General features: G+C 62.2%; 27 protein-coding genes. 20 read left to right on the forward strand and 7 right to left on the reverse strand.

Annotated features, from left to right (window positions below; all coding sequences use genetic code 11):
- Nucleotides 1-24: 24 nt before the first annotated feature.
- From C6Y62_RS07265 to C6Y62_RS07285, 5 genes are all read left to right on the forward strand, one after another.
- Entirely contained in the window at nt 25-915 is an 891-nt protein-coding gene (locus tag C6Y62_RS07265) for a cytochrome c1 (RefSeq protein ID WP_173953366.1), read from the forward strand.
- Nucleotides 916-1,232: 317 nt separating this feature from the next.
- A complete protein-coding gene (locus C6Y62_RS07270; RefSeq protein ID WP_173953367.1) occupies nt 1,233-2,111 on the forward strand; it encodes an S-methyl-5'-thioadenosine phosphorylase in 879 nt (292 codons plus the stop codon).
- Nucleotides 2,112-2,251: 140 nt separating this feature from the next.
- Nucleotides 2,252-3,709 (forward strand): OprD family outer membrane porin, encoded by a 1,458-nt coding sequence (locus C6Y62_RS07275; RefSeq protein ID WP_173953368.1) that lies wholly within the window; start codon nt 2,252-2,254, stop codon nt 3,707-3,709.
- 20 nt (nt 3,710-3,729) lie between these two features.
- Nucleotides 3,730-4,686 (forward strand): prolyl aminopeptidase, encoded by a 957-nt coding sequence (pip, locus tag C6Y62_RS07280; protein ID WP_173953369.1) that lies wholly within the window; start codon nt 3,730-3,732, stop codon nt 4,684-4,686.
- 68 nt (nt 4,687-4,754) lie between these two features.
- The gene (locus C6Y62_RS07285; protein ID WP_173953370.1) at nt 4,755-5,582 is read left to right on the forward strand and encodes a c-type cytochrome; all 828 of its coding nucleotides are present in this window, start codon (nt 4,755-4,757) and stop codon (nt 5,580-5,582) included.
- Nucleotides 5,583-5,586: 4 nt separating this feature from the next.
- Here C6Y62_RS07285 and C6Y62_RS07290 read toward each other — a convergent pair whose 3' ends face one another.
- Nucleotides 5,587-6,237 (reverse strand): hypothetical protein, encoded by a 651-nt coding sequence (locus tag C6Y62_RS07290; RefSeq protein WP_246274451.1) that lies wholly within the window; start codon nt 6,235-6,237, stop codon nt 5,587-5,589.
- Nucleotides 6,238-6,300: 63 nt separating this feature from the next.
- Here C6Y62_RS07290 and C6Y62_RS07295 point away from each other — a divergent pair, with 63 nt between their 5' ends.
- The 4 genes from C6Y62_RS07295 (at nt 6,301) to C6Y62_RS07310 (ending at nt 8,983) form a co-directional block, all read left to right on the forward strand.
- Entirely contained in the window at nt 6,301-6,831 is a 531-nt protein-coding gene (locus C6Y62_RS07295) for an adenine phosphoribosyltransferase (RefSeq protein WP_173953371.1), read from the forward strand.
- Between the two features lie 52 nt (nt 6,832-6,883).
- Nucleotides 6,884-7,078 carry a hypothetical protein gene (locus C6Y62_RS07300; RefSeq protein WP_173953372.1) on the forward strand — a complete coding sequence of 65 codons (195 nt, stop codon included), beginning with the start codon at nt 6,884-6,886 and terminating at the stop codon, nt 7,076-7,078.
- Between the two features lie 12 nt (nt 7,079-7,090).
- Nucleotides 7,091-8,185, forward strand: a complete 1,095-nt coding sequence (mtnA, locus tag C6Y62_RS07305) for an S-methyl-5-thioribose-1-phosphate isomerase (protein WP_173953373.1) — start codon at nt 7,091-7,093, stop codon at nt 8,183-8,185.
- A gap of 126 nt (nt 8,186-8,311) precedes the next feature.
- Nucleotides 8,312-8,983: a class II aldolase/adducin family protein gene (locus tag C6Y62_RS07310; protein ID WP_173953374.1), complete on the forward strand. Its 672-nt coding sequence runs from the start codon at nt 8,312-8,314 to the stop codon at nt 8,981-8,983.
- A gap of 163 nt (nt 8,984-9,146) precedes the next feature.
- Here the strand turns inward: C6Y62_RS07310 and ppk2 are convergent, their stop codons facing one another.
- Nucleotides 9,147-10,067, reverse strand: a complete 921-nt coding sequence (gene ppk2, locus C6Y62_RS07315) for a polyphosphate kinase 2 (RefSeq protein WP_338074337.1) — start codon at nt 10,065-10,067, stop codon at nt 9,147-9,149.
- 244 nt (nt 10,068-10,311) lie between these two features.
- Between ppk2 and C6Y62_RS07320 the strand changes: the two genes are divergently transcribed.
- On the forward strand, nt 10,312-11,292 hold the full coding sequence (locus C6Y62_RS07320) for an NAD-dependent epimerase/dehydratase family protein (protein ID WP_173953375.1): 981 nt from the start codon (nt 10,312-10,314) through the stop codon (nt 11,290-11,292).
- A 21-nt stretch (nt 11,293-11,313) separates the two neighbouring features.
- Nucleotides 11,314-12,558, forward strand: coding sequence for an aminotransferase class I/II-fold pyridoxal phosphate-dependent enzyme (locus tag C6Y62_RS07325; protein WP_173953376.1), 1,245 nt, complete (start codon nt 11,314-11,316; stop codon nt 12,556-12,558).
- Nucleotides 12,559-12,861: 303 nt separating this feature from the next.
- On the opposite strand, the gene C6Y62_RS07330 is transcribed toward C6Y62_RS07325, so the two are convergent.
- Nucleotides 12,862-13,020 carry a peptide ABC transporter permease gene (locus C6Y62_RS07330; RefSeq protein WP_173953377.1) on the reverse strand — a complete coding sequence of 53 codons (159 nt, stop codon included), beginning with the start codon at nt 13,018-13,020 and terminating at the stop codon, nt 12,862-12,864.
- Between the two features lie 323 nt (nt 13,021-13,343).
- On the opposite strand from C6Y62_RS07330, the gene C6Y62_RS07335 reads away from it, so the two are divergent.
- Both C6Y62_RS07335 and C6Y62_RS07340 read left to right on the forward strand, forming a co-directional pair.
- Nucleotides 13,344-14,378 carry a class I fructose-bisphosphate aldolase gene (locus tag C6Y62_RS07335; RefSeq protein WP_173953378.1) on the forward strand — a complete coding sequence of 345 codons (1,035 nt, stop codon included), beginning with the start codon at nt 13,344-13,346 and terminating at the stop codon, nt 14,376-14,378.
- A gap of 289 nt (nt 14,379-14,667) precedes the next feature.
- Nucleotides 14,668-15,102, forward strand: a complete 435-nt coding sequence (locus tag C6Y62_RS07340; protein ID WP_068460310.1) for a GlcG/HbpS family heme-binding protein — start codon at nt 14,668-14,670, stop codon at nt 15,100-15,102.
- A 200-nt stretch (nt 15,103-15,302) separates the two neighbouring features.
- Here C6Y62_RS07340 and C6Y62_RS07345 read toward each other — a convergent pair whose 3' ends face one another.
- The gene (locus tag C6Y62_RS07345) at nt 15,303-15,626 is read right to left on the reverse strand and encodes a hypothetical protein (protein ID WP_245281827.1); all 324 of its coding nucleotides are present in this window, start codon (nt 15,624-15,626) and stop codon (nt 15,303-15,305) included.
- A 51-nt stretch (nt 15,627-15,677) separates the two neighbouring features.
- Nucleotides 15,678-16,277 carry an HdeD family acid-resistance protein gene (locus C6Y62_RS07350; RefSeq protein ID WP_083509492.1) on the reverse strand — a complete coding sequence of 200 codons (600 nt, stop codon included), beginning with the start codon at nt 16,275-16,277 and terminating at the stop codon, nt 15,678-15,680.
- A gap of 373 nt (nt 16,278-16,650) precedes the next feature.
- Here C6Y62_RS07350 and C6Y62_RS07355 point away from each other — a divergent pair, with 373 nt between their 5' ends.
- The 6 genes from C6Y62_RS07355 to C6Y62_RS07380 all read left to right on the forward strand — a co-directional run bounded on the left by C6Y62_RS07355 (nt 16,651) and on the right by C6Y62_RS07380 (nt 22,661).
- Nucleotides 16,651-17,313, forward strand: coding sequence for a thiamine phosphate synthase (locus tag C6Y62_RS07355; protein WP_173953379.1), 663 nt, complete (start codon nt 16,651-16,653; stop codon nt 17,311-17,313).
- Nucleotides 17,310-18,479, forward strand: coding sequence for a tetratricopeptide repeat protein (locus C6Y62_RS07360; protein WP_246274452.1), 1,170 nt, complete (start codon nt 17,310-17,312; stop codon nt 18,477-18,479). The genes C6Y62_RS07355 and C6Y62_RS07360 overlap by 4 nt, the downstream gene beginning before the upstream one ends.
- Before the next feature lie 294 nt (nt 18,480-18,773).
- Nucleotides 18,774-19,565 (forward strand): inositol monophosphatase family protein, encoded by a 792-nt coding sequence (locus tag C6Y62_RS07365; protein WP_083509493.1) that lies wholly within the window; start codon nt 18,774-18,776, stop codon nt 19,563-19,565.
- 140 nt (nt 19,566-19,705) lie between these two features.
- A complete protein-coding gene (locus C6Y62_RS07370; protein ID WP_173953380.1) occupies nt 19,706-20,761 on the forward strand; it encodes a flagellar motor protein MotA in 1,056 nt (351 codons plus the stop codon).
- A gap of 3 nt (nt 20,762-20,764) precedes the next feature.
- Nucleotides 20,765-21,793: a peptidoglycan -binding protein gene (locus C6Y62_RS07375; protein ID WP_173953381.1), complete on the forward strand. Its 1,029-nt coding sequence runs from the start codon at nt 20,765-20,767 to the stop codon at nt 21,791-21,793.
- A 298-nt stretch (nt 21,794-22,091) separates the two neighbouring features.
- Entirely contained in the window at nt 22,092-22,661 is a 570-nt protein-coding gene (locus C6Y62_RS07380) for an imm11 family protein (protein ID WP_173953382.1), read from the forward strand.
- 238 nt (nt 22,662-22,899) lie between these two features.
- Here the strand turns inward: C6Y62_RS07380 and C6Y62_RS07385 are convergent, their stop codons facing one another.
- Nucleotides 22,900-23,544, reverse strand: a complete 645-nt coding sequence (locus tag C6Y62_RS07385) for a hypothetical protein (RefSeq protein ID WP_173953383.1) — start codon at nt 23,542-23,544, stop codon at nt 22,900-22,902.
- 105 nt (nt 23,545-23,649) lie between these two features.
- Nucleotides 23,650-25,443: an ABC transporter transmembrane domain-containing protein gene (locus C6Y62_RS07390; protein ID WP_173953518.1), complete on the reverse strand. Its 1,794-nt coding sequence runs from the start codon at nt 25,441-25,443 to the stop codon at nt 23,650-23,652.
- Nucleotides 25,444-25,714: 271 nt separating this feature from the next.
- On the opposite strand from C6Y62_RS07390, the gene rpmE reads away from it, so the two are divergent.
- Nucleotides 25,715-25,939, forward strand: a complete 225-nt coding sequence (gene rpmE / locus C6Y62_RS07395) for a 50S ribosomal protein L31 (protein ID WP_068460362.1) — start codon at nt 25,715-25,717, stop codon at nt 25,937-25,939.
- The last annotated feature ends 88 nt before the right edge of the window (nt 25,940-26,027 follow it).

The following is a 26,027-nucleotide window of genomic DNA, read 5'->3' on the forward strand; positions in this document are numbered from 1 at the left end:
GCCATGGGACCGATGCAACGTTCAATGAAGCGCTCGTGGCTTAACGGCTGGGTCGTCGCCATCGCAGTCGCGGGCGCCATGGCAGCAGTGCTGCCGTTCTCGGCCGCAAACGCAGCGGGCGATTCAGCAGGCCACGCCATCGAGCGCCAGGAATGGTCGTTCGGCGGCTTCACCGGCCAGTACGATCAGGCGCAGCTGCAGCGCGGTTTTCAGGTTTATCAGCAGGTGTGCACCGCCTGTCACGGCCTGAAGCGTGTACGCTTCCGCAACCTGGCGGAGCCGGGCGGCCCGATGTTCCCGGAAGCGGCGATCAAGGCGCTGGCCGCTTCATGGCCGTATCAGATCTCGGGCGAGCTGGACGATCAGGGTAACCCGATTGACCGTCTGCCTGGTCCAGCCGATCAGATGGTTGGCCCTTACAAGAACGACGTGCAGGCCCGCGCGGCGCAGGGCGGCGCGCTGCCGCCGGATCTGTCGCTGATCGTCAAGGCGCGCACGATCGAAACCCATGCACCCTGGTATAGCCACTGGTTCCACATGCTGGTGGACGTTGTGACTGGCTATCAGGAAGCCGGCGCTGACTATCTCTATGCGCTGCTGACCGGCTATCACGACGCTCCGGCCGGCGTGACCGTGGGCGACGGCATGTATTACAACACCGCGTTCCACGGCAATCAGCTGGCGATGCCGCCACCGCTGATCAAGGACGCCCCGGTTGAGTATCAGCCCGAAGCTGGCGTGAAGGCGACGCTGGAGCAGAACGCACGCGACGTGACCGCATTCCTGGCCTGGGCATCCGACCCGACGCTGGATACGCGCAAGCGCCTCGGCTGGCAGGTGATGCTATATCTGCTGATCACCACGGTGCTGCTGTATCTGGTGAAGCGCAAGATCTGGTCGCGCATCGAGCACTGATATAGGCGCGTCACAGATTTGCATCAGTTTCAAACGCCGTCGGAGAATCTCCGGCGGCGTTTTTGCGTGCGGGTTGGGGATGCTAAAGGCAGTTCGATCGGCGCTTGACCCGGCGCCATGCAGGTTCAACAACAGAGCACGCAACAGCGGCTTCGAGCCTTTCAGCGTCCCGCTAAGGGCTCTAGCTGTTCGTTTTATCGTGCTTCTCTTGGGAACCGTTTCACACTTTTCCGGAAGCACTCGCTTTCCTATCGTGCTTCTTGCCGGAAAACCGGTTTCCACTTTTCCGGAAGCACTTCACCTGACGGGGGAAGACCGTGGCGAAATCCGTTCTGGGCATCATCGGCGGCAGCGGTTTCTACAACCTGCCGGGCATCGAAAATCCTCACTGGGAGAAGGTGTCGACGCCGTGGGGCGATCCTTCCGATGAGATCCTGTTCGCTGAGGTTGACGGTCTGCCGTTCCGCTTTCTGCCCCGGCACGGGCGCGGGCATCGCGTCTCGCCGACGCACATCAACTACCGGGCCAACATCGATGCGATGAAGCGTGCGGGCGTGACGGACCTGGTTTCAATTTCCGCCTGCGGGTCGCTGAAGGATCAATACGCGCCGGGGCATTTCGTGCTGGTCGATCAGTTCATCGACCGTACGTTCGCGCGTGAGAAAAGCTTCTTCGGCGATGGCTGCGTGGCGCATGTTTCGATGGCGCATCCGGTCAGTCCGCTGCTGGTTGATGCAATCGAGCAGGCGGCGAAAGCCGAAGACATCGACTACACCAAGGGCGGCACTTATCTGGTGATGGAAGGTCCGCAGTTTTCGACGCGCGCGGAATCGTTCCTCTATCGCAACTGGGGCTGCGATGTAATCGGCATGACCAATATGCCAGAAGCCAAGCTCGCCCGCGAAGCCGAGATCTGCTACGCGACCGTCGCCATGGTGACCGATTACGACTGCTGGCACGAGGAAGTTGCGCACGTCGATGTGGCGGCCGTCATTGCGGTGATGAAGGACAACACCCTGAAGGCGCAACGGCTGGTGCACAGGCTGGCGGCGCAGTTCCCGCGCGAGCATCAGCCCTGTCCGCTTGGCTCCGATACGGCGCTGGATGTTGCGATCATCACGGCGCCAGAGGCGCGCGCGCCCGCGTTGATGGCCAAGCTGGATGCCGTTGCGGGCCGCGTGCTCGGCAAGGTGTGAGCGAAGTGCCGGCCAGCGAACAGCGGCGCTAAATCTCGCTGGCTTTATGCTGCCGGTACCCGGCCCGTTGCCGGCTGTCCGCCGTTTGGATTGTGATATGCAATGCGAAGGTTGGGGCAGGGTTGATTCGCCGGCTATCCATGGTCACCGCTCGACGTCAGGCCAGTGTCGCACGCGCATTCGCCACGCTGTTGCGCGGCGCTATCATGCTGGGGTTGCTCGGTGTGATGGTGACTGCGCGCGCCGGGCAGGACGACGCTGCGGTGCGGATTCCATCCTCCGCCAGAGAAGTTTACAGCCCGATCGATCGCACCTTCGATCACCAGCCTGCGCTGCCGGGCGGTCCGTATCACCCTGCCAGGCCCGATGACGGCGTTGAAACTGAAGCCGATGGCGAGCCGGTGCTGCTGCAGGATCTGAAGCAGCGGCTGCGCACGGCCGATCCGTTCCTCCGCGATATGAAGGCGTCGCTGTATCTGCGCACGCAGCCGCTCGATCGCAACAACGCAACCGGTCCGCCGTCGCGCGCATGGGCGGCGGGCACGGCATTGGCGGTCCAGACCGGTTTTTATGATGACTGGCTGCAATTGCAGGCAGCCGTTGCAACATCGCAGCCGCTGTGGGCGCCCGCCGGCGAAGGCGGCACGCTGCTGCTGACGGAAAATCAGGCCGAGGTGAGCTCGATTGCCATCGCCAACGCGAAGCTGCGCGGATTGGGGCAGGAGGTCGTGATCGGCCGACAGCTGATCAAGACGCCCTACATCAACCCGCAGGACAATCGCATCATCCCCAATTCGTTCGAAGGCATCACGCTGTTGCGCCGTCGCGACGAGGCGCAAACTTTTGATTACGGCTTCGCTTACCTATGGGGCTTCAAGGCGCGTGACAGCAGCCATTTCTATTCCTTTTCCGAGGCACTTGGTGTGGCGGAGGAACGCGGCGCTTTTCTTGGCGGCGCCAAATACAGGCCTGCCAGCGGACTTACGGTCGGTGTGATCAACTATCTGATCCCCGACGTCGTCAACACGGCGTATGGCGCGGTGGATTGGTTCGTTGACCTGAAGCCGATCGAATTGCGTTTCAATGTCGGCTTCACCGATCAACGCACGGTCGGATCCAATCTGCTTCCGGGGGCGCCCTATAACACCCATCAGGTAACTGAGCGATTTGCTGCCAGTTACGCCAATGCAACCATTTTTGTTTCAGGGTCGCATAATAGCAGCGCCGCGGCTTTGAAAAGCCCTTTCGGCAGCTTTCCAACCTACACAACGCTCGATCAGCTCAACTTCAACGATGCAGGGCAGCAAGCGATTGTCATTGGCGCCGCCTATGACTTCTCGAAAATTCTATTCGACGGTATCAAGGCTCAGACGTTCTACGGCTGGTCGTGGGGTGCAATCGAACCGCAAACCGGCAATTCGCTCGGCCGTCAGAATGAATTCAACATCGAGCTGGAATATGCTCCATCGCAGGGACCGTTGCGGAATTTGAGCGTGCAGGTGTTCCACTCGGCGGTTGCGTTTCCCGACAATCCGCCCGGCGAGACGCAGCAGCCGCAGACGCGCGCGCTCGTGACCTATCGCATTCCGCTGCTGTGAGCGCATCGAGGTAAATCAGCATGTCGTCATCCAGTGAAGCCCAACCGTTGCGCCCGTTCGATGCGCGCATGCTGGATGTTGGCGATGGCCACTGGATCTATGTCGAGGAGGTGGGCCGCCGTGACGGTGTGCCGGCGCTGTTTCTGCATGGCGGTCCGGGCAGCGGATCGCAGCATCTGCATCGGCGGCTGTTCGACCCCGAGCGGCATCACGCGTTGCTGTTCGATCAGCGCGGCGCCGGGCGTAGTCATCCGTATCTTTCGCTGCATGAGAACACGACGCAGAAACTGATCGCTGACATCGAAGCGATCCGCACGCACTTCGGCATCGAGCGCTGGATCGTGGTCGGCGGTTCATGGGGCTCGACGCTGGCGGTAGCCTACGCTGAAGCGCATCCCGAACGCGTTGCAGCGCTGGCATTGCGCGCGGCATTTCTGGGCACGCGACGCGAGGTCGAGTGGGCTTTCGTCGAAGGGCCGAAGCTGTTCCGGCCGGAACTGTATGCGGATTTTGTCGGTGCGCTTCCCGAGTCTCAGCGCGCCGATCCGCTGGCTGCATATCTGGAGCGTTTGGCCGACCCAGACCCGAAAGTTCATCGTCCGGCGGCGGAAATCTGGGCGAGCTATGAGCGTGCGCTGTCTGAGCTGGCGCCAGGGCAATCGCGGATTGCGCCATCGACGGGACGCAGTGAACGCCTGCCGCCGACGCCGTTCGTCGAAGGGCACTACATCCGCAATGACTTCTTCCTGCAGTCGGATCAGCTTGTGCGCGAGGCGTCGAAACTGCGCGGCATTCCGGGTGTGATCGTGCAGGGGCGCTACGATCTGCTGTGCCCGCCGCACACGGCCTATGCGCTGAGCGAGGCATGGGGCAATTGCAGGCTGGAGATGTTGGATCGCGCCGGTCATGCCATCAGTGAGCAGGGTGTGATGGAAGCGCTGACGCGCGCCATCCGTGAGCTGACGGATGCCGCGTAACGTCGATAGCGTTCGCTTAAGGCTGCGTGGTTAGACTTCTCGCCGCCTGCAGAAACCCGAGTGCCACCATGCGCCACGTGTTGACCGTCTGGACACTGTTGCTGCTGCTGAGCGTGGCCTCATTCGCCGCCGAGCGCGCACCTGCAACGCTGAATGTCGCCATCGGCAATAGCGTGCAGCGTTACACAGCGGATGAATTGTTGGCCCGGCGCGACGCAACGGCCATCACCGTGCCGGATGACGTTTCCTATGGGCGCAAGATGCACTATCGCGCGGTGCCGTTGCTTGCACTTGTGGGCGATAGCGCCGCGGGCAAGTTCGATACGCTGGAAGTCAAAGCATCCGATGGCTTTGCGTCGCAGCTGCCGCTGGAGCTCGTTCGGAAGGGTGCTGCGGGCGGCAGCGTTGCGTGGCTGGCCGTGGAAGATCCGAAAGCGCCGTGGCCGGATCTGCCGGGTAAGAAAACTTCCGCCGGACCGTTCTATCTCATCTGGCAGTATCCGGAACGCTCTGGCATCGGTTCCGAACAATGGCCCTATGCCGCCGCATCAATCACGGCTGTTGCATCGCCGGCGTTGCGCTGGCCGCAAATGACGGTGGCGGAAACTTTGCCGGCTGACGCATTGGCGCGGCACGGGCAACAGGTTTTCACGGTGCAATGCATGCCGTGTCATCGCATGAATGACGCGGGCGTCAGCGATGTCGGGCCCGATCTCGGCACGCCTATGAATCCGACGCAGTATCTGACGCCATCGGGTTTGCGCGCACTGATCCGCGATCCCAAAGCGGTGCGCACGTGGCCCGCTCAGCAGATGCCCGCGTTCGATGAAGGCAAACTCAGCGAAGCCGATCTCGATGCGCTGATTGCGTATCTAGACCATATGGCTGAGCGCTAGTTGATCACACCGGTTTGGGCGGAGCACTGCCATCCGGGAAGGTAATCAGGATCTGCATGTGAATGAGCTCGGGGAAAAACGCCTTGAGCAGGGCGCCGCCGACCCAAAGAATGGCCGTCAGGAGAACCAGCGCGGGGATGGCGGCGACAACGGCCTTGATGGAGAAGGCCATGAGGTGTGCGAACGGCACATCGAAACGCGACACGGCCGTTGCATCGCTGGGGCTGTGCTGGCCGCGAAAGATGGATGGCGCAGTGTAGTCGGCTCGATCGTAATCGGCGCTTTCAGCCTGCGGCGCTACTGAAGCAAAATCATGTGACAAGGAAGTGTCACGATCTCGGTTGCGTACATGATCGCGCCCGTGATCGGTTTTGCGGGCGACGCGTTCGGGCGATTTGGCTTCCCGTTCGCGCCTGTCGCGTGCCGCGATTTCCTGCTCCCGCGCCGCGCGTTCGGCTGCTTCACGCTCGCGGGCTGCACGTTCACGCGCCTCGCGTTCGCGCCGGATCGTGCGCGGAAGATCCTCGATGCCCTCGCCGGCCATAAGGGGGAAATCGACACTCGCCACGCTAAAAGCCTCCTCGAAAAAAACTGATCGCCCGCCGCTCGCGAAGGCGAAACCAGTGCCAAAGATTGGCACTTGCGGCAGCGTCAAACGCCTACCGCCCGAGGATCGATATTGCTATTTTGCGCCGGCAATTTGGCGGGAGGAAACCCTTTGAGTGATTTGCGCAGCTTGATCCGCAGTATTCCGGACTACCCAAAACCTGGCATCATGTTCCGCGATGTCACCACGTTGATGGGCGACGCACGGGGGTTCAAGGCCGCTGTCGAGGGTATGGCTGCGCCCTACGCCAACGAGAAAATCGATGCGGTTGCGGGCATTGAAGCGCGCGGCTTCATTTTAGGTGGAGCTGTCGCCGATCGGCTTTCGTGCGGTTTCATTCCCATCCGCAAGAAGGGCAAGCTACCGTGGAAGACCATCGGCCAGCAGTATGCGCTCGAATACGGCGTCGACATTATTGAAATTCACGAAGACGCGATCACGCCGGGTCAGCGCATTCTGATCGTCGATGATCTCATCGCCACCGGCGGTACGGCGGAAGCGGCGGCCAAGCTCATCAGCCGCACGGGCGGACTGGTGGCTGGCGCTTCGTTTCTGGTCGACCTGCCTGAACTCGGCGGCCTCGATCTGTTGCGCAGCCACGGTGTGCGCACCCATACGCTGATCGCATTCGAGGGGCATTGATGTGGCTGGCGCTGGCGCAAGATCACTGCCATCGGATCGTGTGGGGCTGGCTATGCAACGCATCGCGGCGTGGCATGCGGCGCCGGACAGCGCCGTCGCCTGCCCGGTTTGCGACGCGCAGGGGCTGACGGTTCTGGATCGTTCCGCGCGTCCCTACGCTGAATGGTATGTGCTTGTCTGCAATGCGTGCGGACTTGAGCATACCCTGCAAATTCCCATGGCGCCCCTGACGCCGCCCATTGAGTGAGAGTTGTTGCGGATGAAGATTGAAGGCAAACCCTACCGCACTATCTGGCTGGCGCGGGACGGATGGTCGGTTGAAATCATCGATCAGACAAAGCTGCCGCATGCACTTGCCATCGTGCGTCTTGCAACGGTGGAAGCGGCCGCGCAGGCCATTCTCACCATGCAGGTGCGCGGCGCTCCACTCATTGGCGCGACGGCGGCCTATGGCATGGCGCTGGCGATCCGCGACGATGCGTCGGATGACGCCATAGAACGCGCGAGTGCGTTTCTCGCCGCGCAACGGCCGACAGCCATCAATTTGCGTTGGGCGCTGGATGAGATGCGCCGCGCGGTGCTGCCGTTGCCGGTAAATGCGCGGGCCGAAGCTGCTTATGCGCGCGCGGCGGCGATCTGCGATGAGGATGTCGAAACCTGCCGTCTTATTGGTGTGCACGGCCGCAAGCTGATCGAGCAAATTGCCGCGCGCAAGAACGGTGCGCCGGTCAATGTGCTGACGCACTGCAACGCAGGCTGGCTTGCGTGTGTTGACTGGGGAACGGCGACGTCACCGGTTTATCAGGCGCACGACGCCGGTGTGCCGCTGCATGTGTGGGTGGATGAAACGCGTCCGCGCAATCAGGGCGCCTCGCTCACCGCGTTCGAACTGGGCAGCCATGGCATCGCGCATACGATTGTGGTCGACAACGCGGGCGGGCATCTGATGCAGCACGGCGATGTCGACATCGTCATCGTCGGCACGGATCGCGTGGCTGCGAATGGTGATGTGGCCAACAAGATCGGGACCTATCTGAAGGCGCTTGCGGCCCAGGACAACGCGGTGCCGTTTTATGTGGCGCTGCCGCACTCGACGATCGACTGGACCGTGCAGGACGGCGCCGAGATACCGATTGAAGAACGTCACGGCGATGAAGTGTTGAAGATGCCGGGGCGATTGCCGGATGGCAGCGTTGTGACGGTGGAAATTGCGGCTCCGGGATCGCCTGCGGGCAATCCGGCGTTCGACGTTACGCCTGCGCGCCTCGTCACCGGCTTCATCACCGAGCGTGGCGTTTGTGCGGCCAGTCGCGAAGGATTGCTCTCGCTCTATCCCGAGCGCAGGGTGGGTTAAATTCGTTCGCCGGCGGCCGGTTCCAACTTGCGTTCGCTGGCACTTTGTTGGTTCGCTGGCGACTCCCCTGCGGGGAGCCCGCCGCCAGCGAACGAAGGGGCCAGCGAACCAACGAAAGAGCCTTTTATGGGTGACAGTGCTGAGAGACTTGAGCGGGATGCGCGCCGCGAGGTGATCGCGACGGCGCTGGCGATGAGCCGCTCCGGTCTGTCGCCTGGCCGCTCCGGCAATGTGTCGTGCCGCTGGAATGACGGCATGCTGATAACGCCCAGCGGCATGGCCTATGAAGAAACCAAACCGCGCGACATCGTTTTCGTTGATGGCGACGGTAACGTGCCTGACGCCAAGGCGCGGAAACCTTCCAGCGAATGGCGCTTTCATCTGGCCGCGTATCGTGGGCGCGCCGACATTGGTGCTGTGGTGCACACCCATTCCCTGCACGCAACGGTGCTTGCATGCGCGCACAAATCCATTCCGCCGTTTCACTATATGATTGCCGTCGCGGGCGGAAAGGACATCCCGCTGGTGCCGTATGACACCTTCGGCACCGATCAGCTGGCCGATTATGTGCAAGCTGGGCTGGCCGAGCGCGACGCATGCCTGATGGCAAATCACGGCCAGATCGCAGTGGGTCGGGATCTTCCAACAGCGCTTGAACTGGCGCACGAGGTGGAGGTGCTGAGCACGCAGTATGCAAAGCTGCTCACCATCGGCGAGCCGCATTTGCTGACCGATGATGAAATGGAGCGCGTGCTGGAGCGCTTCAAAACCTATCGGCAGAACGCGCAGAACACTTAGAGCGCGTCAGCTTTTTTGATGGCGCTCAGCGACTCCTCTGCGAGGAGCCGGCCGTGGTTATTTGTTGCGCTCGGCGACTCCCCTGCGGAGAGCCGGCCGCCGAGCGCGTAGCCGGCTCAGGTGACGCTGAACCGGCTGTCGTTGTTCGTTCAGGCGCGCAAAATCAGTATTTCGCGGGCACGTACATTTCGCGCGGCACGGGATGGCGCTGATAATCCGGATGATGCGTGCGGGCGGGCAGAACCACCGGCTCGTGCTGTACTTCCTGATATGGAATTTGAGCAAGCAGATGCGCGATGCAGTTCAGGCGCGCGCGCTTCTTGTCGTCGGCCTCAACCACCCACCAGCGCGCTTCCGGGATGTTGGTGTGTTCCAGCATCTGCTCCTTGACGCGCGTGTAGTCTTCCCAGCGGATGCGCGATTGCAGATCCATCGGGCTTAGCTTCCACTGCTTCAACGGATCGTCGATGCGACGCGTGAAGCGGAAATGCTGCTCTTCGTCGGAGATCGAGAACCAGTATTTGATGACGGTAATGCCCGAGCGCACGAGCATCTTTTCAAATTCGGGCACCGAGCGGAAAAATTCCTCGACCTCGTCTTCAGTGCAGAAGCCCATCACGCGTTCGACGCCGGCGCGATTGTACCAGCTGCGGTCGAACAGCACGATTTCGCCGCCGGCAGGCAGGTGCGAGACGTAACGCTGGAAATACCACTGCGTACGTTCGCGCTCGCTGGGGGCAGGCAAAGCGGCGACCCGGCATACACGCGGATTGAGGCGCTGGGTGATGCGCTTGATGGCGCCGCCTTTGCCGGCTGCGTCGCGGCCTTCAAACAAGACAACAACTTTAAGCTTATTGGCGACAACGTGATCCTGCAGTTTCACCAGTTCGCCCTGCAGGCGGAACAGCTCTTTGAAATAGAACGCTCGCTCGATGCCTTCCGACAGGGAGCCAGCGCCTTCAGTGACGCCTTCCGACAGGCGCTCCATGCGGATGTCGTCCAGTTCCATCTCCAGCTCTTCATCCAGGCTGTCGATCAGATCCGCGCGGGCACGTGCGTCGTAGTTCTGCGATGTGCTGGTCACGGGTTTGGAGTTCCCCAGGTCAGGTTGCGAGCAAAGCCGGTTTTATGCAGGCGCCTATATAGGCTGCGCTCCATGACAGATTTGCGAAGGCGGCATGCGGCGCTCCTTCGCGGGGGTGGTGCACCACCCCCATAACGGCCAGGAGCGGAACTTTGTTCGCCGGCAATGAACACGCACGCAAAGTGAACGCTGTGTCTATCGAGATATTTATAGTTTTCGCGTTCAATGCGGGCAGGAGGCTCGTATGGGGAACATCCTCGTCACCGGGGCGCTCGGCCAGATCGGATCGGAACTGGTGCCTGCGCTGCGCGCTGAGTATGGCCGCGATCGCGTCATCGCGACCGATCTGAAAGTGTTGCCGCCTACGGGAGCGGAAGCGCTGGCGCCTTACGATCATCTCGATTGCACCGATCCGCACCAGTTGCACGAGGCGGTGCGCCGCCACGACGTTTCTACCATCTATCATCTCGCGGCATTGCTTTCAGCTTCGGCGGAAGCCGCGCCGCAGTTTGCATGGACGGTTAACATGAGCAGCCTTTACAACGTGCTGGAAGTGGCACGCGGCTATGGCTGTCAGGTATTCTTTCCCAGTTCGATTGGCGCGTTCGGCCCGGATACGCCGCGCGATATGACACCGCAGGTTACGGTGCAGCGGCCGACAACGATTTACGGTGTGACGAAAGTTTCCGGCGAACTGCTGTGCGATTATTACGCTTCGCGTTTCGGCGTCGATACGCGGGGCTTGCGTCTGCCAGGGCTGGTGTCATATGCGGCGGCGCCCGGTGGCGGCACCACAGATTACGCGGTGGAGATGTTCTGCCACGCGGTTCGCTATGGCCAGTACACCTGTTTCCTTGCGCCCGATACGCGGCTCGACATGGCGTACATGCCCGATGCCATCGACGGGATGATGCGGCTGATGGCAACGGATGCAGGCAAGCTGCGCTATCGCAACGCCTACAACATCACCGCGATGAGCGTGACGCCGGAGGAGATTGCCGCCGCGATATGCGCGCACATGCCCGGTTTCGAGATCGACTATGAGATCGATCCGGTGCGGCAGGCGATTGCCGATAGCTGGCCGCGTTCGCTGGATGACAGTGCAGCGCGCGCAGACTGGGGATGGTCGCCGAAATTCGATCTTCACGCCATGGCGCGCGATATGCTGCTGCGCCTCGGCGAAAAAATGAAGCCGGCGCGCCAGCGCGTTGAAGCCCGCCGTTGAGTTCTGCTGATTGAGGTTGCCATGCCGATCGATAAACTGACGCCTTTGCTGGACAAAAAACTGCATGAGCTTGCAGCGTCAGGCCGCTTGAAGGGCGATGAAACCGTCACCGTTGGCATGGTTGAGCCGGCTGACGGCAAAGGCCCGCGCTATCTCATTGAAGGCCACGGCAACCGTCCGTTTCTGCGCATGAACTCGAACAGCTATCTGGGGCTGTCGTTCGCAACGCGTGTGCTGGAAGCTGAGGAGGAAGCGGTGCGCCGCTACGGGTCCGGGCCGGGCGCTGTGCGCTTTATCTCGGGCACGTGGGCGCCGCATGTGAAGCTGGAGAAGCGTCTTGCCGATTTTCACGGGCGCGATGCAGCGATGCTGTTCTCGTCCGCATATGCCACGGTGATGGGGGTGCTGCCGCAGCTCATCACCGACAGCACGCTGGTGCTCAGCGATGCGCTCAATCACAACTCGATCATCAACGCGATTGCGCTGTCACGTCCGGCTGAGAAGCGCGTCTACGACCATCTCGACTACAACGAGATCATGCGCCAGCTTGGCGCCTTCACCAAGAAGTGCAAGCGCGCGGTCATCGTGTCGGATGGAGTGTTCAGTATGCGCGGCGATCACGCGCGTCTTGATGAACTGATGCGGTTGGCGAAGCTGTTCCACCCGCTTTACGCCGAGGGCGTGATTGTCGTCGCGGACGATTCCCACGGTGTCGGCGCGTTCGGCAAAACCGGGCGCGGCACTGAGGAAGTATGCGGCGGGGCGCATGTCGATGTGCTGATCGGCACGCTGGGCAAGGCGTTTGGTGTCAACGGTGGTTATGTCACCGCAGCAACATCCATCATCGACTATCTGCGCGAGACGTCGCCATTCTATATCTACTCCAACCCCATCACGCCGGGTGAGGCTGAGGCTGCGCGCGTTGCCGTCGACCGCGTGGACAGCGCCGAGGGCGAAGGCTTGCTCGCGCATCTCAGTGCGATGGGCGTGCGCTTCCGCAATGGGCTTGCAAAGCTTGGGCTGGAAACAATCCCCGGCGAGCATCCAGTTGTGCCGCTGATGGTGCGCGATACCGAACGCACGAAACAGCTCGTCGCTCACCTGCGCGACAGCGGCATTCTGGCGACGGGGCTGGCCTATCCGGTGGTGCCCAAGGGCGAGGACGAAATCCGCTTTCAGATTTCGGCCGACCATACCGGCGATGACATCGATGCGGCACTTGCCGCATTGGCAGCTTTTGCCGAGGCGCATGCGGCCACGGCATAACCCCCGCACCTTGGCCGTCACGCGGACACAGTCAGCGCCGATTACATGCGATCCTTGAAACCGATTACGTTATTTTGCGCTGCGCAATGCGCACAGCAAAAGATCTTGCCGTCCGCGGACTCGACGCCGTGGCCGATGACGCGGCAGTTGCAATGCTCGCAGCGCGGCGCCATTGCCGATATTGCGCATTCGAAGCTGTCGAATGTCATGGTCTTGCCGGCCCGCGTGATCTGAAAGGTCCTGTCGTAATCGTTGCCGCATGTATCGCAGACAGCCATGGCGTCCTCCGTATTAGCTTCCGTATTAGCTAAAGATCAGCGCGCCAATAAATGGCAGCGCAATCATGCCGATCAGACCGGCGATGAAAACGATGCGCTGGGTGCGGGTTTTCAGGATCATCTCGCCCTGCCGCGCCTTTTGCGCCGGATAGTTCTGCAGATCATCCGTGGTCGGGCGAGCCATGGCGCGCTCCTTTTCTCAGGGTTGATCGCTATTGATGGCCAACGTTTGCGGGGGCGGACGGTTCCGGATCGGGCCAATACTGGACGTTGGCCATCGCCGGCTATGGCGGGGCGTAACCGCCGGGTTCTCACTGAACTTGACCGGGATCAGGTTTCTGCGGCCTGTCCGGGGCCGGTTGCCGGCCGGATCGGGGAAACCCTACCCCGTCGATGCGGTTATGCACGCTGCAGGTACTATTGACGGACCTGCCGGGGCTGGCCCTCTGGGCGTTTTGGCGCTAAGTCCAGCCGGTAGAATTATGCCTTCCTATGCGAGGAATGTTCATGACTGAAGAGCTTGCAAAGATCGCCCAGGCCATGGTTGCTCCCGGAAAGGGCATCCTCGCCGCCGACGAGAGCTCTGGAACTATCAAAAAGCGCTTTGATTCCATCGGTGTAACATCAACCGAGGACTCGCGCCGCGACTACCGCGAGATGCTGTTCCGCGCCGACGACGCCATGAAGAACTATGTGTCCGGCGTCATCCTGTATGACGAGACCATCCGCCAGAAGGCCAAGGACGGCACGACGCTGGTTGATGTCATGAAGGCCGCGGGCTCCATTCCGGGTATCAAGGTTGACACCGGCGCCAAGGCGCTGGCTGGCCGCAATGCCAGCATCGAAACCGTCACCGAAGGCCTCGACGGCCTGCGCGAGCGGCTGGCTGAGTATCACCAGCTTGGCGCCCGTTTCGCCAAGTGGCGTGCGGTCATCACCATCACCGACAGTCTGCCGTCGTGGAACAGTGTGAAGGCTAACGCCCATGCGCTGGCCCGTTATGCGGCGCTGTGCCAGGAAGCCGGCATCGTTCCGATTGTTGAGCCGGAAGTGCTGATGGATGGCGCCCACGCCGGTCACACGATCGAGCGCTGCTATGACGTCACCGAGTGGACGCAGCGTGTCGTGTTCCAGGAACTGTATGACGCTGGCGTCGCGCTGGAAGGCATGGTGCTGAAGCCGAACATGGTCATCGCCGGTCAGAAGTGCGCCAAGCAGGCATCGCCCGAGCAGGTGGCCGAGCTGACGGTGAAGTGTCTGAAGTCGACCGTGCCTTCAGCCGTGCCGGGCATCGCGTTCCTCTCCGGTGGCCAGAGTGATGAGCAGGCGACGCAGAACCTGTCGCTGATCAACGAGATCGGCGATCTGCCGTGGAAGGTCACGTTCTCCTATGGCCGCGCGCTGCAGGCCGCCGCGCTGAAGGCCTGGGGCGGCAAGGCTGAGAATGTCGCTGCCGGTCAGAGCGCATTTACGCACCGCGCCAAGATGAACTCGCTGGCTGCTCTGGGGCAGTGGAAGCAGAATCTGGAAAAGGCAGCGTAACGGTTTTCGCTGCAACATTCCGCAGGTTTGACCATCGAAGACGTTTCGCGCTCCAACGCGCGGAACGTCTTTTTTGTTAGAGCGTTTTTAATGCCGGGAGCACTCCGGCGCCGCGCCCGGCCTGATGGGATGGTCGGTTGCCTGAGGGCTGCGTGGCCGATCCTGTACCCGTGCGCTCAATCGGAATGCATTTGATTTGGTATTGCGCGGGCTTTGTTGTCCCCCCATTTACGCGCGTCTGTAATTTTTGCTCCGGCAGAATCCCTGCCGATACTCCCTGGAGATACTCATGCACGTTACGATGAAGAGTGCCTTGGCCGCCATCGAGGCTGCCCGCAAGGAAGCCGTGAAGCTGAAGACGCAGATGTGCATCGCGGTCGTCGATTCCGGCGCCAACCTGAAGGCGTTCGTGCGCATGGACGATGCGTGGGTCGGCTCCATCGACATCGCGATCAAGAAGGCCAAGACGGCGGTCTATTTCGGCATGCCCACGGGCGAGATCGGCAAGCTTTCGCAGCCGGGCGGTTCGCTGTTCGGCATCGAGCATTCCAATGACGGGCTCATCACCTTCCCCGGCGGTCTGCCGATCGTCGATGAGGAAGGCGTGCTTGTCGGCGCCATCGGCGTTTCGGGCAGCTCGGTCGAGAACGATCACAAGGTTGCCGCCGCCGGCCTCAAGGTTGTCGGTATCTGCGATCTGCCGCAGCATCCGTGGCGGACTTGATTGGCTGGCGCGGGCGACTCCGCTGTACGGAGCCGGCCGCCAGCGCATTTTAAGTTAGCGCTGGCGACTGCCCTCCGGTTAGCCGGCCGCCAGCGCTGGTTGGTATGACAAACAAAAAGGCGGGGCTGCAAAGCCCCGCCTTTTTTTATGTGATGACGCGAAATGGTGAGTGCGTGGAGGCAGGCGAATGCTGCCTCGTCTCACAGCTTCTCGACGCTGTCGGCCATGTTACCGACGACGCGAACGCGATACTCGGCGTTCTCGCAGGTCAGAATCCAGACCGGCTCGTCAGCCCGCGAAGCAGCAGGATCGCGCTTTGCCCCCGAAGGGTTCTTGCACTCATAGCCCTGCTTGCGGATCTGTACCGCGAGGATGTCGGCGGGGATCTCTTCGTTGGCGACGGTGGTGGTCGAAAGTTCGGCCACCTGCTGTGCCTGGGCGCTGTCCATACCGCCGGACGTGGCGGCGTTGAGAAACAAACCTGCACCCAAAGCTAACACTGGAAACAAAGCCAGCTTTTCCATCGGCAACCCAACTCCCCGCCATGTTACGCGTCTAAATCGCTTGCAATCCGATCAGCGGGCAGCAGGCACAGCCTTGTCGTGCTCGCTCTTCCCCGCCAGAGCGAGGAAAATATAGCTCCAACCGGAGAACAGAAGGTTGATGCCGACCAGAAGACCGAGCGCCCACGTTGCCGAACCCGGCAGGCCGAGTGCGATCAGTACACCGACGGCGATGGCGGCGATGCCCGACAGCAGCAGCCAGAACCAGCCTTCATGCGGGCTGACGCGATAGGCCATCACGATCTCGAAGATGCCTTCCGCGATGAAGAGCGCGGCAAGCACGACGGCGAGAGTGAGCAGGCCGGTGAGCGGGAAGAAGGCGAGATAGCCGCCGACGATCAGATACAACGCGCCGATAATCAGCTCCCACAGGAAGCCCGACCACTGCGGAGCCTGGAAGGCATGGAATACCAGCAGCGCGCCGCCGATGAGGAACAGCCAGCCCAGCATGATCTTGGCGGCGATGGTGGAAACCAGCGGGAACGCGATGGCGGCGATGCCGGCGATGATGAGGCCGATGCCGAGTGCGAGGAACCAACCCCACTTTTCAGAGATCAGTGCCTTCGTTTCGGCGACGCGCATTTCCATTTCCGGAACTGTAAGTGAAGCCATGAGGATGTCCTCCCGTTGCGACAGATGTCGAATAGAGCCAGGCCGAGGAACCCGAGCGGACGGCAAATTTGGCGTGCGCCATCGCGATCGCTTCCGGGGCCGATCGGGGACAGCATGCCACTTGCGGGTTGAGTTTTTGGCGCTGCGGAGGTGCTAAATGGCTTCGAATGTCCCGCGATTTTTTTACCCGCGCTTAGGATGCGAGAAGGCTCTGAGCGCTTCTGGATGCGCAGGCAACCTGTGGTAGAGTGGCGTTGTGTCCCTGCCCAAAAATCCGCGATGGGTGTGGCCGCGATGGATTGCCATTTGGAGGGGTCGCTTTTCCGCCTTATTGAGCCCTATTAGGCTTCAGCTGGCGGGATTGGAAAAGGCGATGGCACGGCAGGATCAGGAACAGGATCAAAAGGATGGGCCGGCGCTGTGCGTGGTCGTGACGGCCGGGTCGAGCCACGATGCGCTGGCCGACGTGCTGAAGCGCGCGCATCCGGCGAGCGTCATCATCGCTCCTTCAGATAGCGAGCCGCTCACGGCTGCAAACGCGCGGCCGCTGGTGGAGCTGGTGCAGTCGCAGGAAATCGCCGCGCTGATTTATGGCGATGCGCAGCTGGCCCGCACGTTGCGTGCTGATGGTGTTCATCTGCCCTGGCATCAGGACGTTGTGGCGCAGTATGGCGAGGCGCGCGATATTCTCGGCACGCGCTACATCGTCGGCATCGATGTCGGTCGCTCGCGCCATGATGCGATGACGCTGGCCGAGGAAGGCGCCGATTATATTGGCTTCGGTATTCCCCCCCATGTCGAGGATCGCGAAGCAGCAGGCAACCGCCGCCGCGAACTGGTGGCCTGGTGGAGCGAGATCTTCGAAGTGCCGTGCATCGCGCTGGATGTTGAGACGCCGGAGGAAGCGGAAACGCTGTCTGCAGCGGGTGCCGATTTCATCGCGCTGGTGCCGTCATGTGCGTTGACGGCGGATGAGTTTGCGACGCTTCGCGACGCCATTGTTGCGGCGGCTCCGGTGCGCGAGGAAGTGGCATGAAGCAGCGGCGGCGTCATCGCATCGTCAGGCAGGTGTGTGCATGGCCGCCGCAAGGTGTGCGTGCACGCCGCTTGGTGCGTATGACTGCGCGGGCGCCGCTTTGCAGCCTGTTGGCGATGACGGCAGTTCTGTTTGGAGCCGCACCGCCGCTGAGTGCTGACACCAGCTCGTGGATCATGAAGTCCACCGAGGTGCCAAAGCCAAATAGCGGCAAGCCGGTGAAGGTGGCGCCGAACGAAAAGTTCGCCAAGCCCGCGCAATCTGCCCAGCCAATTCCGCAGGCGCAGGGCAAAGGCTTTGGTGAAAAGCTGCTGGCGGAGCCAAGCGGCGATGAGGCGCCCTATATCGCTTTCGATCAGGGGCAATATCTCACCGCTGCGAAGCTGGCGCGCGAGGCCGCAACGAAGGGCGATCCGCAGGCCCATACGCTGATGGGCCGGCTTTATGCTGAAGGCCTCGGCGTCAGCAAGGATCTTTCGACCGCCATCAAATGGTATGCCCATGGCGATGAGTTGGGAGACGTGCAATCCACGTTCGCGCTTGCGGTGCTGCTGGCCGAAGGGCGCGGCGTGAAGAAAGACCGCAAGCTATCCGCCGAACTGTTCGAGAAAGCGGCGCGGCAGGGCCATCCGCAAGCCAACTACAATCTTGGGCTGCTGTTCATGAAGGGCGACGGCAAGCCGCAGAATCCATATCGTGCTGCGATGCATATTCGTTACGCGGCCGAGAAGGGCGTTGCTGTTGCGCAGTACGATCTCGCCAGCATGTATCAGAACGCAACCGGCGTTGAGCCGAGCGCGCTGGAGGCTGCTCGCTGGCTGAGCAAGGCGGCGGAGCAGGGCATGCCGGAGGCGCAGTTCGACTATGCGGTGGTGCTGCTGCGTGGGCTGGGGCTGACCAAGGACGAACCGAAGGCCATTCCTTATCTGCACACGGCGGCCCAGAAGGGGCTGGTGGCGGCGCAGAACCGGCTGGCGCACGTTTACGCGCAGGGCGTGGGCGTGAAAAAGGACCCGAAGGAAGCAGCGAAGTGGCGCTTCATCGCCCAGGCGGGCGGGCTGAAGGACGAGGAGCTCGACGCCTTCGTTGAAAAGCTGCCCAAGGCGCAGCGGTTGGCTGCGCAACAGGCCGCGATGGAATGGCGCGAAGACGCCGGCATGTTCTAGATTTGCTTTTTCGCACCGACGACTCCCCGGTGGGAGCCGGCCGCCGTGTTTTTAGGTCGCGCTGGCGACTCTCCTCCGGAGAGCCGGCCGCCAGCGCTGATTGGTGCGCGCTCCTCCTTCTCCGAACGGTATTTCGCCAACCGTTCTTAATCCTGTACTGACGCCTGAAGTTTAGACTTCCTTTTGCATTTCTCGCCCGCAGCGGCCGTTCGCGCCCTTGCCACAGCAGTCTGCAAGGGTTACTCGGGCCGTCCGTGCCGGAGGGTCGGCCCGCTCGCCAAGGATTTTCGCACCATGCCCGCTTCAGCGCTTATGAACGTGATGATCGGCGCCGCCCGCAAGGCCGGGCGCAGCCTCAGCCGCGATTTCGGCGAGGTGGAGCAGTTGCAGGTGTCGGTGAAGGGGCCGGGCAACTTCGTTACCGCTGCCGATCTGCGCGCTGAAGAAATCATCTATCGCGAGCTGGCCAAGGCGCGGCCGGGCTATTCGTTCCTGATGGAAGAGCGTGGCGAGGTTGTCGGCGATGATCGCACGCACCGCTGGATCGTCGATCCGCTGGATGGCACCACCAACTTTCTGCATGGCGTGCCGATGTTCGCCATCTCGATCGGACTGGAGCGCGAAGGCCAGCTTGTTGCGGGCCTCATATACAATCCGATTTCGGACGAAATGTTCACGGCCGAGAAGGGCAAAGGCACCTTCCTGAACGATCGCCGCCGTCTGCGTGTTGCGGCCCGCAAGCGGCTGTCGGATGCGTTGGTAACGACGGGCATTCCGCACATCGGCCGTCAGGGCCACGCGGTGTTCAAGCGCGAAGCCCATGCTGTATTTCCGCAGGTTGCCGGGGTGCGGCGCACGGGCTCGGCTGCGCTCGATCTCGCCTGGGTCGCTGCCGGGCGCTTCGATCTGTACTGGGAGCGCGGCATCAAGCCGTGGGACATGGCGGCCGGCATCCTGATGGTGCGTGAGGCGGGCGGTACTGTCACAGATCTTTCCGGCGCTAGCGATATGCTGGTCCATGGCGAAGTGGTGGCCTCCAACAGCGCCCTGCATAAAGAATTCCTGCCGCTCATCGCCGCCGGTTGAGGCACGAATAACGCTGCCCGGTGTGGCTGAGATGCGCTTTATGTAGCGCCGGGCACGATGTTGCCCGGTTTGTGCTGTCATTGGCTTCGGGTATTGTCGCGGGCTGGTAAAATTTTGAAGCGGCGGGTCGGAGCTCGGGGATGGCAAGACGACGCAAGAATGAAGCGAGCGGATCGGCGCTGGGGCATCGGCCATTGACGCCGCCGGGTGTGTTTCTCATCCGCATGCTCATCTTTTTGACGCTGGTGGCGTTCCTCGTTGCCATTCTGCACAAGCAACTCATCGAGAGCTTCCTGCACAACCCTGGCCTCAACGGTCTGATCGTTGGCGTGCTGGCGCTGGGCATCATCTATGCGTTCCGGCAGGTCATCCGGCTTTATCCCGAAATCCGCTGGGTGAATGCGTTCCGCATCGCTGATCCGGGGCTCGCCATTGCGCATCAGCCGGTGCTGCTGGCGCCGATGGCGGCGATGCTGCGCGATCGCACCGGCGCGCTGTCGCTCTCCACCGCATCGCTGCGGTCGATTATGGATTCCATCGGCTCGCGCCTCGATGAAGCGCGCGACACGGGGCGGTATCTCGTTGGCCTCTTGGTGTTCCTCGGTCTGCTCGGCACCTTCTGGGGTCTGCTTGAAACCCTTGAATCGGTTGGCGGTGCCATCGATTCCATCGACACCAACGCCGCCGACAACGTCACCATGTTCTCCGACCTCAAGGCCAGCCTGTCCGCGCCGCTGAAGGGCATGGGCACGGCGTTTTCGTCATCGCTGTTCGGTCTCGCCGGTTCGCTCGTGCTTGGCTTTCTGGAACTGCAGGCCAGCCACGCGCATAACCGCTTTTACAACGAGCTGGAGGAATGGCTGTCTGGCATCACCGAGCTGACACCGGGATCGACCGGCTCGTCGGATCAGGTGAACCGCCAACTCTCCACCGCCATCCTGCACATGCAGCGCGCGGTTGAGGACCTCTCCAACCGGCTATCCGATCAGGCTATGGCGGGTGCGTTGGGTGGTGGCGGCAGTGCGGGCAGCGAAGAGCAGCTGCGCGAGCTTGCCCGTGGCGTTAATCAGCTCGTGGCCCAGATGCGCGCCGAACAGAAGGTGGTGCGTGAGTGGGTCGATGAGCAGGCCGGTCAACAGACCGAGCTGTCGAAGACGCTGAAAGAGCTTTCCCTCAACCTGCAACGCCGGAGCTAGCCGATGGCGGGCGGGCGATCGCGGCGGCGCGCGGAGTACAACGATTTCTGGCCCGGCTATGTCGACGTTCTGTCGACGCTGCTGCTCGTCGTCACGTTCCTGATGTCGATCTTCATGCTGGCGCAGTATTTCGCCGGCCAGGAAGCCAGCGGCAAGGACAGCGCGCTGCGCCAGTTGACGCTGCAGATCACCGAACTCACCAACCTGCTGTCGCTGGAGAAGGGCAAGAGCAAGGAGGCGCTGGATGAGATGGCGGCGCTTCAGGCCACGCTGTCCAGCCTGCGCGCCGATAACAGCCGCCTGTCCGGTTCTGCGCTGTCGGGTGATGAAGCCGCCAAGTCAGCCGATGCGCGCATCTCCGGGCTCACCATCGAACTCGAAAACCAGAAGAAGGTTTCCGATGAAGCACTGGCTAAGGTTGACCTGCTGAACCAGCAGCTTTTGTCGCTGCGCCGGCAGATCGCGGCGCTCAACGAGGCGCTGGAGGCATCTGAAAAGAAGGATGCCGAAAGCCAGACGCGCATCAAGGATCTGGGCGCCCGCCTCAACGCAGCCCTCGCGCGGCAGGTGCAGGAGCTGCAACGCTATCGCTCCGACTTCTTTGGCCGCCTGCGCGAGCTGCTGCGCAACCGCAAGGACATTCGCGTTGTCGGTGACCGCTTCGTGTTTGAATCCGAAGTGCTGTTCCCCTCCGGCTCCAACCAGCTGACGCCCGAGGGCCTGGCCGCCATGGACCAGCTCGCCTCGGCGATCATCGAGCTGGAAAAGGAGATCCCGAAGGAGATCGACTGGGCGTTGCAGGTGGATGGCCATACCGACATCCGGCCGATCAACAGCCCGACGTTCCCATCCAACTGGGAGCTATCGACGTCGCGCGCGATCGCTGTGGTGCGTTATCTCGCCAGCCGTGGCGTGCCGCCCGAGCGGCTGGTGGCGGCGGGCTTCGGCGAGTTCCGACCGCTGGAAGCTGGCACCGACGAGCTGAGCCTCCAACGCAACCGCCGTATCGAGCTGAAGCTCACCAATCGCTAGCGCGATCTCTTTTGTTTTTGCACCGGCGACACCCCTGCGGGGCGCCGGCCGCCGGTGCATGATTGGCGCGGGCTGGCCCGCGGTGCTCCGCTGCGCGGAGCCGGCCCTGGTTGTTTGTTGCGCTCGGCGACTCTCCTTCGGAGAGCCGGCCGCCGAGCGCGTAACGGCTTGTGCGGAGGCAAGCCTCCGCGCAACGTCATCCCGACAACGGTCGAGATTCATGCCAGTTTGCGCGTTTGACCGGTTGCAGAAGAATGCAAGCACTGTCGTCGCGTCAGGCAATAAACGAAGCAGCGCAATGCCATATCTTATCGAAACAACGGGAAACGACTCCAGGTCGGTCAGCAAGGAGTTCGTCCCGGAAATAACGCCGCGCCAGAAGGTGTTCATCGATGGCATGAGTCCACGTCCGCCGGACGTGAGCGCCGAACTCCCGACCGGTCTGCGCGTCGGCAAGCCTCGCAAGGGCGCAACGCCGCATATCTTGGGCTGGTCCCTTGGACCCTGGATCGTTTCGCCGCGAGTCAAAGAGATCATCGACGAACTCGAGCCGGGCTTGCACGCGTCCGTTCCTATCACGCTGATCGCGGAAAAGACGGGCGAGCCTTTCGACACCTACCATCTTCTCCTGGCAACGCCGATCGTAGATGCCCTTGACTCAGGCAATAGCGATACTAACCGCGCGGGAGGGCTCGCGCGGACTGGCCGGATCGGTCTTAAGCGCAAGACTATTTCAGACCGACACTTATGGAAGCTGCCCCTGCCATTTACGCAGACGTATTTCTGCTCGGATGAACTACGCGCCCGGCTCCAGCGAGAAGGTCTCGATGGGTGGCGCATGGACAGAAAATGCCTTGTGACGGAGTGAACGCACACTTGAAAGAATAGCGCCGCTATCAATATGCGCTCTGCCTCGGCGTGGCCTAACCCAGCGAGCTTTGCGTGTCGCTCGACACTGAAGCCGGGACGCCTATGCGCTTCAATCCCGGAAAACGAAAAGGCGCCCGATTGCTCGGACGCCCTTTTTATTTTCAAGCGCTGTGATCCCGCGGCTTAGCTGAAACGCGGATCGACCCGCTCCAAAGCTGCGGCTCACAGCTCGCCGATCACGGTGCTGCGGGTGCAGCGTCCTGCGAAGGCGGCGGCATCGGCACCGGGCTCACCTGCTCGCGTTCCTTCTTCAGGTCCGCCTGAGCCTGGCTGAGCCGCTTCTGCGCGGCTGCAAGCTGACCCTTGAGATCAGCCTCCAGAGCGTCCTTGGCGGCGTTGGCGGCCTTCAGCGCATCCTCAGCGGCGGCGCGGGCCTTTTCCAGCACGCCGGTCTGCTGTTCCAGATCGGCTGCCTTCTTCTTCAGGCCCTCAAGCTGGCTCTGGGCATCATCGACCTTCTGGCGGGCGGCGTTCTGCAACTCGGCCACCTGCTTCTGCAAATCGGTGATCTGAGCCTGCGCGGCTTCAGTGTCGGCGCGCGATTGCTTCAGCGCGTTCTCGACCTCCTGCCGCGAAGCGTTGGCCTGCTCCATCTGACGGGTCAGGTCGGTCGCGTTGGCCTTCAGCCGGTCACGCTGGGACGTGAGATCCGCGCGCGCCTTTTCCGATTCAAGGTGCTGCTGATGCTTTGAAAGCGCCGTGTACCCCGAATAGGCAGCGACGGCGCCAAGGCCGATCAGCAGCAGCAAGATCCACAGCGGTGCAGGGTTGCCCTGCGTGGTTTCCTCGGGCTGCGTGCCCGGGTCGAGTTCAGTTGACATGGTGTTCCCCCCTAGTCCCGATAGTTTCGTTTGGGCGTCACATTACGCCGCTTTTCGTGACCCTGTCACCGGGCACTGGCGGCATGATGCGCGGGAATGGGGCGGCTATTCGGCGGCTTCGGCTGAGAACTGCATTTCTGCCAACCGAGCATACAGACCACCCCGGGCGATCAGCTCGCCATGGGTGCCCTGTTCGACGATCTCGCCCTTGTCCATGACGATGATGCGGTCGGCCTTCTGCACGGTCGAAAGGCGGTGGGCGATCACCAGTGTGGTGCGGCCGGTCATCAGGCGTTCCAGCCCCCGCTGCACCAGGGCTTCGCTTTCGGTGTCGAGCGCGCTGGTGGCTTCATCGAGCAGCAGGATCGGCGCGTCCTTCAGGATGGCGCGGGCAATAGCGATGCGCTGGCGCTGGCCACCCGATAGCGTGATGCCGCGCTCGCCCAGCCGGGTGTCGTAACCGTCCGGCAGCGCGCGGATGAAGCCAGCGGCCTGCGCTGCTTCTGCGGCCCGCTCCACCGCCTCGCGGGAGGCATCGGGGCTGCCGTAGCGGATATTGTCGGCGATGGTGTCTGCAAACAGCGCCACGTCCTGGGGCACCAGCGCCATGCGGGCGCGCAGGGCATCAAGGTCTACCCGGCGCACGTCGATGTCATCCACCAGCACAGCGCCCTGCTGCGGATCGAAGAAGCGCAGCAACAGATTGAAGATGGTGCTCTTGCCGGCGCCGGAAGGACCGACGATGGCGATGTTCTCACCGTGGCGGGCGCGCAGCGAAACGTTATCCAGCGCAGGAAGATCAGGGCGGCCCGGATAAGCAAAGCTCACCCCGTCGAGCGCCACTTCGCCTAGCGGCGGGACGGGCAACGGCGCCGGATCGGCGGGCGAGGTGATCTCCGGCTGCAGCGCCAGCAGTTCGGTCAGGCGCTCGGCGGCGCCAGCCGACTGGTTGATCTCGCCCCAGATTTCCGAGACCTGCGCGAACGAGGCGCCGGCAAACACCGCGTACAGCACAAACTGGCTGAGGCGGCCCACCGACATGCTGCCATCGACGACGGCCGCAGCACCGAACCACAGGATGCCGACGATGCAGGCGATGACGAGGAACATCGCCAGCGCTGTCAGCGCCGCGCGGGCACGCATGCGTTCGCGTGCGGCTTCGAATGAAACCTCAACGGCGCTGCGATACTGGTTGGCCGCTTCCTTCTCGTGCGCGAAGGCCTGCATCGTGCGCGAGGCGGCGAGGTTTTCCGAGGCATAGGCCGAAGCTTCCGCCAGCGTATCCTGTGCCCGGCGGCTCAGACGGCGCACCATGCGGCCCACCGCGATCAGCGGCAGTACGGTCAGCGGGATTGCCAGCAGCACCAGCAACGACAGATGCACGCTGGTGACGAACATCATGACCAGCGCGCCAACCATCATGATGAGGCTGCGCAGCGCCTGCGAAAGCGAGGTGCTGGCCATCGCCTTGATCTGCGTGGTGTCGGCGGTCAGGCGGCTCATCAGCTCGCCCGAATGGTTGCGCTCGAAGAAGGCGGGGCCAAGCTCGGCAACGTGGCGGAACACGTCGCTGCGCAGATCCGCAACCACCCGCTCGCCCAGCCAGTTGACGTAGTAAAACCGTGCCGCGCTGGCGACGGCCAGCACAAAGCCGATCAGCACCAGCACAGCGAAATAACGGTCGATCAGCACGCCGTCGTGGCTGCCGAAGCCCATGTCGATGACGCGTCGCACCGCCAGCGGAATGGCAAGCATGGCGAGTGCAGAAACAACCAGAGAGATTGCGGCGAGGGTCAGCTTGCCCCGGTGGCGGGCTACATAGGGCCATAGCGCCGCGAGAGGTCGCAGGCGGGGCCGCCGTGAGGCATTGTCCACTTCATTCGCGGCCACGGAGGGCAGTTCGGTATTTTTTGTTTTTTTGTCTTTTTTCAAGACGTTAACTCTTTGGTCGGCCCCGTCGGACAGGTGCGTCAATTTTGACGGACCATGCCCCACGGGCTTATGTCACTCAAGTGCCATCAGGACGCGGGCATAGTGATCGCTTCGCGTGAGGCGGTCTGGCTTGTTTCTGGCGGCCATCTCGACTATAGAGGCCGCTTCCGAACACACAAATCTGCCCGGACAGACAGGCTACTGGCCAGCGGGCGAGGCATTCAGTCAGGGCGCACCTATGAAGAACGATCCCGATCTGCATCCGGATTACCATCAGATCAAGGTCAAGATGACCGATGGTACGGAATTCATCACCTATTCGACCTACGGCGCCGAGGGCGACGAGCTGGTGCTCGACATCGATCCGTCCTCGCACCCGGCCTGGACCGGCGGCGATCAGCGCCTGATGGACCGTGGTGGCCGCCTGTCGCGCTTCAAGAAGAAGTTCGAAGGCATGTTCTAAGCGCTTTGCGCGTCGGGGCACTGCCTCGGCAGCGCAAACGTCGATCAAACGAGAAAGCCCGGCCGCTGCACAGCGCCGGGCTTTTTTG

Origin of the sequence: Hyphomicrobium sulfonivorans, assembly GCF_013306565.1 — a bacterium.
GTDB classification, from domain to species: domain Bacteria; phylum Pseudomonadota; class Alphaproteobacteria; order Rhizobiales; family Hyphomicrobiaceae; genus Hyphomicrobium_A; species Hyphomicrobium_A sulfonivorans.

Coding starts and splice junctions, on each gene's coding strand:
- C6Y62_RS07340 (WP_068460310.1), top strand. CDS start 14,668: ATGCACGTTACGATGAAGAGTGCCTTGGCCGCCATCGAGGCTGCCCGC.
- C6Y62_RS07380 (WP_173953382.1), top strand. CDS start 22,092: ATGCCATATCTTATCGAAACAACGGGAAACGACTCCAGGTCGGTCAGC.
- C6Y62_RS07335 (WP_173953378.1), top strand. CDS start 13,344: ATGACTGAAGAGCTTGCAAAGATCGCCCAGGCCATGGTTGCTCCCGGA.
- C6Y62_RS07310 (WP_173953374.1), top strand. CDS start 8,312: ATGGGTGACAGTGCTGAGAGACTTGAGCGGGATGCGCGCCGCGAGGTG.
- rpmE (WP_068460362.1), top strand. CDS start 25,715: ATGAAGAACGATCCCGATCTGCATCCGGATTACCATCAGATCAAGGTC.
- C6Y62_RS07325 (WP_173953376.1), top strand. CDS start 11,314: ATGCCGATCGATAAACTGACGCCTTTGCTGGACAAAAAACTGCATGAG.
- C6Y62_RS07345 (WP_245281827.1), bottom strand. CDS start 15,626: ATGGAAAAGCTGGCTTTGTTTCCAGTGTTAGCTTTGGGTGCAGGTTTG.
- C6Y62_RS07330 (WP_173953377.1), bottom strand. CDS start 13,020: ATGGCTCGCCCGACCACGGATGATCTGCAGAACTATCCGGCGCAAAAG.
- C6Y62_RS07355 (WP_173953379.1), top strand. CDS start 16,651: ATGGCACGGCAGGATCAGGAACAGGATCAAAAGGATGGGCCGGCGCTG.
- C6Y62_RS07385 (WP_173953383.1), bottom strand. CDS start 23,544: ATGTCAACTGAACTCGACCCGGGCACGCAGCCCGAGGAAACCACGCAG.
- C6Y62_RS07300 (WP_173953372.1), top strand. CDS start 6,884: ATGCAACGCATCGCGGCGTGGCATGCGGCGCCGGACAGCGCCGTCGCC.
- C6Y62_RS07265 (WP_173953366.1), top strand. CDS start 25: ATGAAGCGCTCGTGGCTTAACGGCTGGGTCGTCGCCATCGCAGTCGCG.
- mtnA (WP_173953373.1), top strand. CDS start 7,091: ATGAAGATTGAAGGCAAACCCTACCGCACTATCTGGCTGGCGCGGGAC.
- C6Y62_RS07285 (WP_173953370.1), top strand. CDS start 4,755: ATGCGCCACGTGTTGACCGTCTGGACACTGTTGCTGCTGCTGAGCGTG.
- C6Y62_RS07360 (WP_246274452.1), top strand. CDS start 17,310: ATGAAGCAGCGGCGGCGTCATCGCATCGTCAGGCAGGTGTGTGCATGG.
- C6Y62_RS07275 (WP_173953368.1), top strand. CDS start 2,252: ATGGTCACCGCTCGACGTCAGGCCAGTGTCGCACGCGCATTCGCCACG.
- pip (WP_173953369.1), top strand. CDS start 3,730: ATGTCGTCATCCAGTGAAGCCCAACCGTTGCGCCCGTTCGATGCGCGC.
- C6Y62_RS07365 (WP_083509493.1), top strand. CDS start 18,774: ATGCCCGCTTCAGCGCTTATGAACGTGATGATCGGCGCCGCCCGCAAG.
- C6Y62_RS07320 (WP_173953375.1), top strand. CDS start 10,312: ATGGGGAACATCCTCGTCACCGGGGCGCTCGGCCAGATCGGATCGGAA.
- C6Y62_RS07375 (WP_173953381.1), top strand. CDS start 20,765: ATGGCGGGCGGGCGATCGCGGCGGCGCGCGGAGTACAACGATTTCTGG.
- C6Y62_RS07370 (WP_173953380.1), top strand. CDS start 19,706: ATGGCAAGACGACGCAAGAATGAAGCGAGCGGATCGGCGCTGGGGCAT.
- C6Y62_RS07350 (WP_083509492.1), bottom strand. CDS start 16,277: ATGGCTTCACTTACAGTTCCGGAAATGGAAATGCGCGTCGCCGAAACG.